Origin of the sequence: Zavarzinia sp. (assembly GCF_049306435.1) — a bacterium.
Classification (GTDB): Bacteria; Pseudomonadota; Alphaproteobacteria; order Zavarziniales; family Zavarziniaceae; genus Zavarzinia.
The window spans coordinates 1-7,020 of the sequence record NZ_JBAQRT010000289.1 but is presented as its reverse complement, the minus strand read 5'-3'; the positions used below and the strand labels follow the sequence as shown (position 1 = coordinate 7,020).

Here is a 7,020-nt window from a genome sequence, read left to right as displayed (position 1 = left end):
TGTCATTAGAAATGACATGAATGCGCCGACGAAAGCCTATGACTCGCCCCTGCGCCGCCGCCAGCAGGCCGCGACGCGGGACGCCATCCTCGAAGCCACCGGTCTCCTCGTCGAGACGGAAGGGCTGGATGCCCTGTCCTATGCCGCCATTGCCGCCAGGGCCGGTGTGCAGGAAAGGACGGTCTACCGCCATTTCCCGACCAAGGGCGAGTTGCTGGAAGCCTTCTGGCGCTGGGTGAACGATCAGGCCGGCATCGGCGGCTTTCCAACCAGCGAGGCGGAATTGCTGCGCCTGCCGCCCGAAGTCTATGCCCGGTTCGACGAACGGGCGGGCATGATGGCCGCCCTCGTGTTTTCCGAAGCCGGCCGGAAGTTCCGCCTGCGCGTGAACGCGGAACGGCAGGAAGCCTATGGCTCCATTCTGGCCGCTCGCACCGAATCCCTTGATCCCGAAACGGCGAAGCGCCTGCGGGCCGTCGTGCAACTGCTCTACAACGCCACCGCCTGGGCAACCTTGCGCGATCATTGGGGTCTCGACGGTCGTTCGTCGGGCGAGACCGTGAGCTGGGCCATCCGCTGCCTGCTCGACGCCGCCGCGCGGGGCGATCTGCCAAGCCCGTCTCCCGACATGCCCGCACACCGCGAAGATTGAGGTCGCCATGCTGTTCCATGCCTCCATTCCCGCCCGGGAGCCCGAAAAGGTCGCCGCCGTCCTGGCCGAGATCTGGCAGGGCGAAGCCATGCCCTTTCCGCCGGTCCCCGGCGCCCATGTCGTCTTCGCCGGGGACGAGAGGGCCACCACCCTCGAAATCTATCCGGCCAACCGGACGCTGGTGCCGAGCGAAGCGGGTGTCGCCATCGGTAATGGTCCCGGGTGCGGCGGGCCGGTCGGCGATCATGTCGCCATCGCCACGCCGCTCGGCATTGCCGAGATCGAGGCGATCGCCGACAAGGCGGGCTGGCGCGTGCAGGTCGCCAGTCGGGGCGGCATCTTCGACGTGGTCGAGATCTGGCTGGAGGATCGCTATCTGGTCGAGGTTCTGACCCCGGACATGCAGGCGGATTACATCGGCCGGGTGACCCCCACGAACTGGCGGGCCATGCTGTCGGCCCCTCTTCAGGCGCCGGGCGGCGTGCTCGCGGACTGAGCGAAGGCGACTGGACAGGTCATTCTAGAATCATTATTCTAAATGACATCATGGTTCGACTAGCTCAATTCTCGGCCGACTGCTTTGTCAGCGCGGCCATCGCCCTCGTCGCGGAGGCCGGCCCGTCGGCCGCTTCCATCCCGGCGATCGCCCGCCGGGTCGGTGCCCCCACCGGCTCCCTCTACCACCGTTTTCCGTCCAAGGCGGCCGTGCTGGCCGCCGCCTGGGCCGATGTCCATGGCGACTTCACCGCCGCCATGGTGCCGCCCCTGTTCGAGGGGCGGGCGCGCGATGCCGCCATGACCCTTGTCGAATGGTCCCGGGCAAGGCCGCTGCGGGCTCGCTTCCTGCTGCTGAATGATTTCGGGGCGCTGGTCGACGGCGCGCCGGTGCCGGACGAAATACGGCTGGAAATCGCCCGTCAGGAAGATGTGCTGGACCGTGCCTTCCAGTCGCTGGTGGGCGGCGAGGTCGCGCCGGCGGCGTCGGCGGCCCTGCGTTTCCGCGTCTTCGACGCGCCCGTGGCCGCGCTCCGCCCCCATCTGATCGGCCGGGGGGCCATCCCCGATTATGTCGACGCGCTCGTCGCCGGCCTGTTCGAGGCCGGATCCTTCACCCTGCAGGAGCAGGCCGCATGACCATCCGTTATTCCGCCCAGGCCGAAGGCGGCCGCAAGATCCCGCTGCATGACGAGGAAGGTTTCGAAGGCATGCGCCGCGCCGGCCGGCTGGCTGCCGCCACCCTCGACTTCATCGTGCCTTACGTGAAACCGGGTGTTTCAACCGCCGCCCTTGACAAGTTGTGCGAGGCCTATATGCGCGATCACGGCGGCATTCCCGGCACGATCGGCTATCACGGCTATCAGCACGCCAGCTGTATTTCGGTCAATCATGTCGTCACCCACGGCATTCCGTCCGACGACAAGATCCTGCTCGAAGGCGACATCCTGAATATCGACGTGACGCCCGTGCTGGACGGCTGGTTCGGCGATGCCAGCCGCATGTATGCGGCGGGCGAAATCGGCGTGAAGGCGAGGCGACTCGTCGATACCACGCTGGAATCCCTGCTGGCGGGCATCGCCGCCGTGAAGCCGGGCGCGACCCTGGGCGATGTCGGCCATGCCATCGAGCGCGTCGCCCGGCGCGAGCGTTTCTCGATCGTCGAGGATTTCTGCGGCCATGGTGTCGGCCAGGTGTTCCACGACGCGCCCAATATCCTGCATTACGGCCGGCCGGGCCAGGGGATCGTGCTGGAGCCCGGCATGATCTTCACCATCGAGCCGATGCTGAACGCCGGGCGACCGGACGTTAAGGTCCTGTCCGATGGCTGGACGGCGGTGACCCGCGACCGTTCGCTGTCCGCCCAGTTCGAGCATTCGCTGGGCGTGACCGAGACCGGGGCGGAGATCTTCACCCCATGGCCGGAGATGGCGGCGCTTCAGGCGACCGGCTGATCAGGCGGATCTGCGCCCGCAACCTTCCGGCTTCCAGACCCTTTCGGTCGAGGCCGGAAAGCGGGCGAGGGCGGCGGCCGGCCTGACCGGGCGTCGCACCAGTTCGCCGCTGCAATTGGGGCAGATGCCGCCCAGGGTGTCTTCCGCGCAGTCGCGGCAGAAGGTGCATTCGAAGGTGCAGATCATGGCGTCCCGGCTGTCGGCGGGAAGATCCTTGTCGCAACATTCACAACCGGGGCGCAGGGCCAGCATGGTGATTTCCGCATCTTAACGAGCTGTTCACCTTGAGGCGCCAGGATGGCTTCGGGCGAACCGGGGACGGGATCATCGTGACACACAGGCCCGATCTTGCCGACATCTTGTTGCAGGCCGCCGAAAGACTGGTGCGCGAGCGCTCGCTTTCGGCCGTCACGCTCGATGCGGCCGCCAATCTCGCGGGGGTCGGCGTCGAGGAGGCGCGCGCGGCCTTCGCCGATGACGGCGCGCTGCGCCGAAATCTCGTGCAGTTCTATCATGCCGCCAACCGCGAGGTCCTGGCCTTCGCCCTCCGCGATGTCGACACGGTGGAGGATTTCGTGCGGCAGGCCCAGCACGCCGTCGAAAACTACTACCAGATTTTCCAGCGCGACCCCGATATGCGCGACGTCTGGACCGAGATCCTGACGGATCGCGAGATGCGCAACTATAACGTCGTGCAGGTGACCGAGAACGCCGGCCTGGTCTGCCTGCTGCTGCGCGAATTGCTGCCGCATCTGCCGGAAGCCGAGCTGACGGCGACCGTCGAACTCATGATCCACATGACCGATGTCGCCGCGCGCTGGGCGGCCGCGCGTGACGCGGACAAGGGCCGCGCCATGCTGGATGCCTTTTGCCGGCTGATCTCCCTGATGGCCGGCGATCTGCTCCGCCTCGACCACGAAAGAGCCTTCGCCGACGCTAGCTCTTCACGGCAGAGCGCTTAGCCTTCCGGGCCTTCACCCCCGGCTTTCCCGCCAGCAGGCCGGCCAGGTAACGCCCGGTATGGCTGCGCGGCTCGGCCGCGACATCCTCGGGCGTGCCTTCGGCGACCACTTCGCCGCCGCCATTGCCGCCCTCCGGCCCCATGTCGATGATCCAGTCCGCCGTCTTGATCACCTCGAGATTATGCTCGATGACGAGGACGGTATTGCCCGTCTCCACGAGGGCGTGGAGCACTTCCATCAGCTTGCGCACATCCTCGAAATGAAGGCCCGTGGTCGGCTCGTCGAGGATGTAGAGCGTGCGGCCGGTCGGGCGCTTGGACAGCTCCTTGGCCAGTTTCACGCGCTGCGCCTCGCCGCCCGACAGGGTCGTCGCCTGCTGGCCGACCTTTATGTAACCAAGCCCAACGCGCTTCAGCGTCTCCATCTTGTCGCGAACCGCTGGCACCGCCTTGAAGAAATCCGCCGCCTCGTCGATCGTCATGTCGAGCACGTCGGCGATCGACTTGTCCTTGAAGGTGACGTCCAGGGTTTCGCGATTGTAACGCCTGCCCTTGCAGATATCGCACTGCACGTAAACGTCCGGCAGGAAGTGCATCTCGATCTTGATCATGCCGTCGCCCTGGCATGCCTCGCAACGCCCGCCCTTCACGTTGAAGGAGAAGCGGCCAGCTTTATAACCCCGGGCTTCCGCCTCCGGCAGGCCGGCGAACCAGTCGCGGATCGGCGTGAAGGCGCCGGTGTAGGTCGCGGGGTTGGAGCGAGGCGTCCGCCCGATCGGCGACTGGTCGATGTCGATCACCTTGTCGAGCTGGTCGACGCCCCTGATGTCGTCATGGGCGCCCGCCAGTTCGCGGCTGCCGTTCAGGCGCCGGCTCAGGCCCTTGAACAGGGTCTCGATGACGAGGGTGGATTTGCCGCCGCCCGAGACGCCGGTCACGCAGGTGAAGGTGCCGAGCGGAATATGCGCGGTCACATTCTTCAGATTGTTGGCCCTGGCGCCGATGATGGAGAGCACGCGCTTCCTGTCGAAGGGGCGGCGCAGGGCGGGGATGGGAACGCTGCGCGTGCCGGACAGATATTGTCCGGTCAGGCTGTCGGGATTGGCCATGATCTCGGCCGGCGTTCCTTGCGCGATGATCTGGCCGCCATGGACGCCGGCGGCCGGCCCCATGTCGATGACGTAATCGGCGGTGCGGATCGCGTCTTCGTCGTGCTCGACCACGATCACCGTGTTGCCGAGATTGCGCAGGCGCTTCAGCGTCTCGATCAGGCGGTCGTTGTCGCGCTGATGCAGCCCGATCGATGGCTCGTCCAGGACATAAAGGACGCCGGTGAGGCCCGAGCCGATCTGCGAGGCGAGGCGGATGCGCTGACTCTCCCCGCCCGACAGGGTGCCGGACGCACGGGCGAGGGTGAGATAGTCGAGCCCGACGTTGACGAGGAAGCCCAGCCGCTCGTTGATTTCCTTGAGAATTCGGGCGGCGATCTCGGCCTGTTTCGCCGTGATCCGGTCGGAGAGGTCGAGGAACCAGCGCGCCGCCTCGGCGATCGATTTCTCGGTCACCTGGCCGACATGAAGGCCGTTGATCTTCACGGCGAGGGCCTCGGGCTTCAGGCGGTGGCCGTGGCAGATCTCGCATTCCGAGGCGGACTGATAGCCCGAGAGTTCCTCGCGCATCCAGTCGCTCTCGGTTTCCTTCCAGCGCCGCTGCAGGTTGGGGATCACGCCCTCGAACGGTTTCGTCGTCTGGAAACGACGGGTGCCGTCCTGATAGGTCATGGTGATCGCCTCCTTGCCCGAGCCGTGCAGGAGAAGGTCGCGCACCTTTTCCGGCAGGTCGCGCCAAGGCTTTTTCACATCGAATTTGTAGGCGGCTGCCAGGCTTTCGACGGTCTGGGTGAAGAAGGCTGAAATCGTCTTGGCCCAGGGGGCGATGGCGCCCTTGGCGAGGCTGACGGAAGGGTCGGGCACGATCAGCGCCGGATCGAAATAGAGCTTGTTGCCAAGGCCATCGCAGGCCGGGCAGGCGCCGAAGGGATTGTTGAAGGAGAACAGCCGGGGTTCGATCTCGTCGATGGTGAAGCCCGAGACGGGGCAGGCGAATTTCTGCGAGAACAGCGTGCGCTCGCCCGTCCCGGCGTCCTCCGCGACGGCGAGCCCGTCGGCGAGTTCGAGCGCGGTCTCCAGACTGTCGGCGAGGCGGGACGCGATGTCGGGGCGCACCACCACGCGGTCCACCACCACGTCGATATCGTGCTTCACCTTCTTGTTCAGCGTCGGGGCGTCGGCGATCTCGTAAAGCGTGCCGTCGATCTTCACGCGCTGGAAGCCGCGCTTCTGCAGGTCGGCCAGTTCCTTGCGGTACTCACCCTTGCGGCCGCGCACGAAGGGCGCGATGACGTAGAGCCTCGTGCCCTCGGGCAACCCGAGGATGCGGTCGACCATCTGGCTGACGGTCTGACTTTCGATGGGCAGGCCGGTCGCCGGGGAATAGGGCACGCCGATACGAGCGAACAGCAGGCGCAGGTAGTCATAAATCTCGGTGACCGTGCCGACCGTGGAGCGCGGATTGCGCGAGGTCGTCTTCTGCTCGATCGAAATCGCCGGGGACAGGCCCTCGATGTGATCGACGTCCGGCTTCTGCATCAACTCGAGGAACTGCCGGGCATAGGCCGACAGGCTCTCGACATAGCGGCGCTGGCCCTCGGCATAGATCGTGTCGAAAGCGAGGGAGGATTTGCCGGAGCCGGACAGGCCGGTGATCACCACCAGCTGGTCGCGGGGAATGTCCACATCGACATTCTTGAGATTATGTTCGCGGGCGCCGCGGACGCAGATGAACTTGGATGACATGGGGCCTCAGCTACGCGGTACGGCGCCGACGGGAAGAGAGGATATGGGGTGGAGGAGCAACGATGTCCATCCTAGCTTGATTATGGGAACAAAGTCCGCAAGATGCCACTTGAGTCGCAGTATTCGTTCTCATTATGTTCCAGAGCAGCGGGACCGCAAGCACTTAAGGGGAAAGCCATGGCGGGCAGTGTCAACAAGGTCATTCTGGTCGGCAACCTGGGCCGCGATCCGGAATCCCGCAATCTGCAGGACGGCAATCCGGTCGTGAACCTGTCGATCGCCACCTCCGAGAGCTGGAAAGACAAGATGTCCGGCGAGCGCAAGGAGCGCACGGAGTGGCACCGCGTCGTGATCTTCAACGAAAACCTCGCGAAGATCGCCCAGCAATATCTGCGGAAAGGCAGCAAGGTTTACGTCGAAGGCTCGCTGCAGACCCGCAAGTGGACCGACCAGCAGGGCCAGGAGCGCTATTCGACGGAAATCGTCCTGCAGCGTTTCCGCGGCGAGCTGACCATTCTCGACGGTCGCGGTGAAGGCGGCGGTGGCGGTGGCGACGACTTCGGCGGCGGTCCGGGCGGCGGCGGCGACTTCGGTGGCTATGGC

At 65.6% G+C, this 7,020-nt stretch carries 8 protein-coding genes; 6 read left to right on the top strand and 2 right to left on the bottom strand.

Annotation, left to right across the window (positions count from 1 at the left end; all coding sequences use genetic code 11):
* The 4 genes from WAZ62_RS16125 to map form a co-directional block, all read left to right on the top strand.
* Positions 1–652 (top strand): TetR/AcrR family transcriptional regulator (locus WAZ62_RS16125; protein WP_422644558.1); only part of this gene is annotated, 652 nt, incomplete at its 5' end.
* Positions 653–659: 7 nt separating this feature from the next.
* Positions 660–1,148, top strand: coding sequence for a hypothetical protein (locus WAZ62_RS16120; protein ID WP_422644557.1), 489 nt, complete (start codon positions 660–662; stop codon positions 1,146–1,148).
* 50 nt (positions 1,149–1,198) lie between these two features.
* Positions 1,199–1,786, top strand: coding sequence for a TetR/AcrR family transcriptional regulator (locus WAZ62_RS16115; protein ID WP_422644556.1), 588 nt, complete (start codon positions 1,199–1,201; stop codon positions 1,784–1,786).
* The gene (gene map / locus WAZ62_RS16110) at positions 1,783–2,601 is read left to right on the top strand and encodes a type I methionyl aminopeptidase (protein WP_422644555.1); all 819 of its coding nucleotides are present in this window, start codon (positions 1,783–1,785) and stop codon (positions 2,599–2,601) included. Before WAZ62_RS16115 ends, map begins: the two co-directional genes overlap by 4 nt.
* Here the strand turns inward: map and WAZ62_RS16105 are convergent, their stop codons facing one another.
* Positions 2,602–2,853, bottom strand: a complete 252-nt coding sequence (locus WAZ62_RS16105; RefSeq protein ID WP_422644554.1) for a DUF1272 domain-containing protein — start codon at positions 2,851–2,853, stop codon at positions 2,602–2,604.
* 77 nt (positions 2,854–2,930) lie between these two features.
* Here WAZ62_RS16105 and WAZ62_RS16100 point away from each other — a divergent pair, with 77 nt between their 5' ends.
* The gene (locus WAZ62_RS16100; RefSeq protein ID WP_422644553.1) at positions 2,931–3,563 is read left to right on the top strand and encodes a hypothetical protein; all 633 of its coding nucleotides are present in this window, start codon (positions 2,931–2,933) and stop codon (positions 3,561–3,563) included.
* Here WAZ62_RS16100 and uvrA read toward each other — a convergent pair.
* Positions 3,538–6,417, bottom strand: coding sequence for an excinuclease ABC subunit UvrA (uvrA, locus tag WAZ62_RS16095; protein ID WP_422644552.1), 2,880 nt, complete (start codon positions 6,415–6,417; stop codon positions 3,538–3,540). The genes WAZ62_RS16100 and uvrA overlap by 26 nt on opposite strands.
* 177 nt (positions 6,418–6,594) lie before the next feature.
* Here uvrA and ssb point away from each other — a divergent pair.
* Positions 6,595–7,020, top strand: a 426-nt coding sequence (ssb, locus tag WAZ62_RS16090) for a single-stranded DNA-binding protein (protein ID WP_422644551.1), incomplete at its 3' end; no start/stop codon positions are given.

Coding starts and splice junctions, on each gene's coding strand:
- WAZ62_RS16120 (WP_422644557.1), top strand. CDS start 660: ATGCTGTTCCATGCCTCCATTCCCGCCCGGGAGCCCGAAAAGGTCGCC.
- WAZ62_RS16105 (WP_422644554.1), bottom strand. CDS start 2,853: ATGCTGGCCCTGCGCCCCGGTTGTGAATGTTGCGACAAGGATCTTCCC.
- map (WP_422644555.1), top strand. CDS start 1,783: ATGACCATCCGTTATTCCGCCCAGGCCGAAGGCGGCCGCAAGATCCCG.
- WAZ62_RS16115 (WP_422644556.1), top strand. CDS start 1,199: ATGGTTCGACTAGCTCAATTCTCGGCCGACTGCTTTGTCAGCGCGGCC.
- uvrA (WP_422644552.1), bottom strand. CDS start 6,417: ATGTCATCCAAGTTCATCTGCGTCCGCGGCGCCCGCGAACATAATCTC.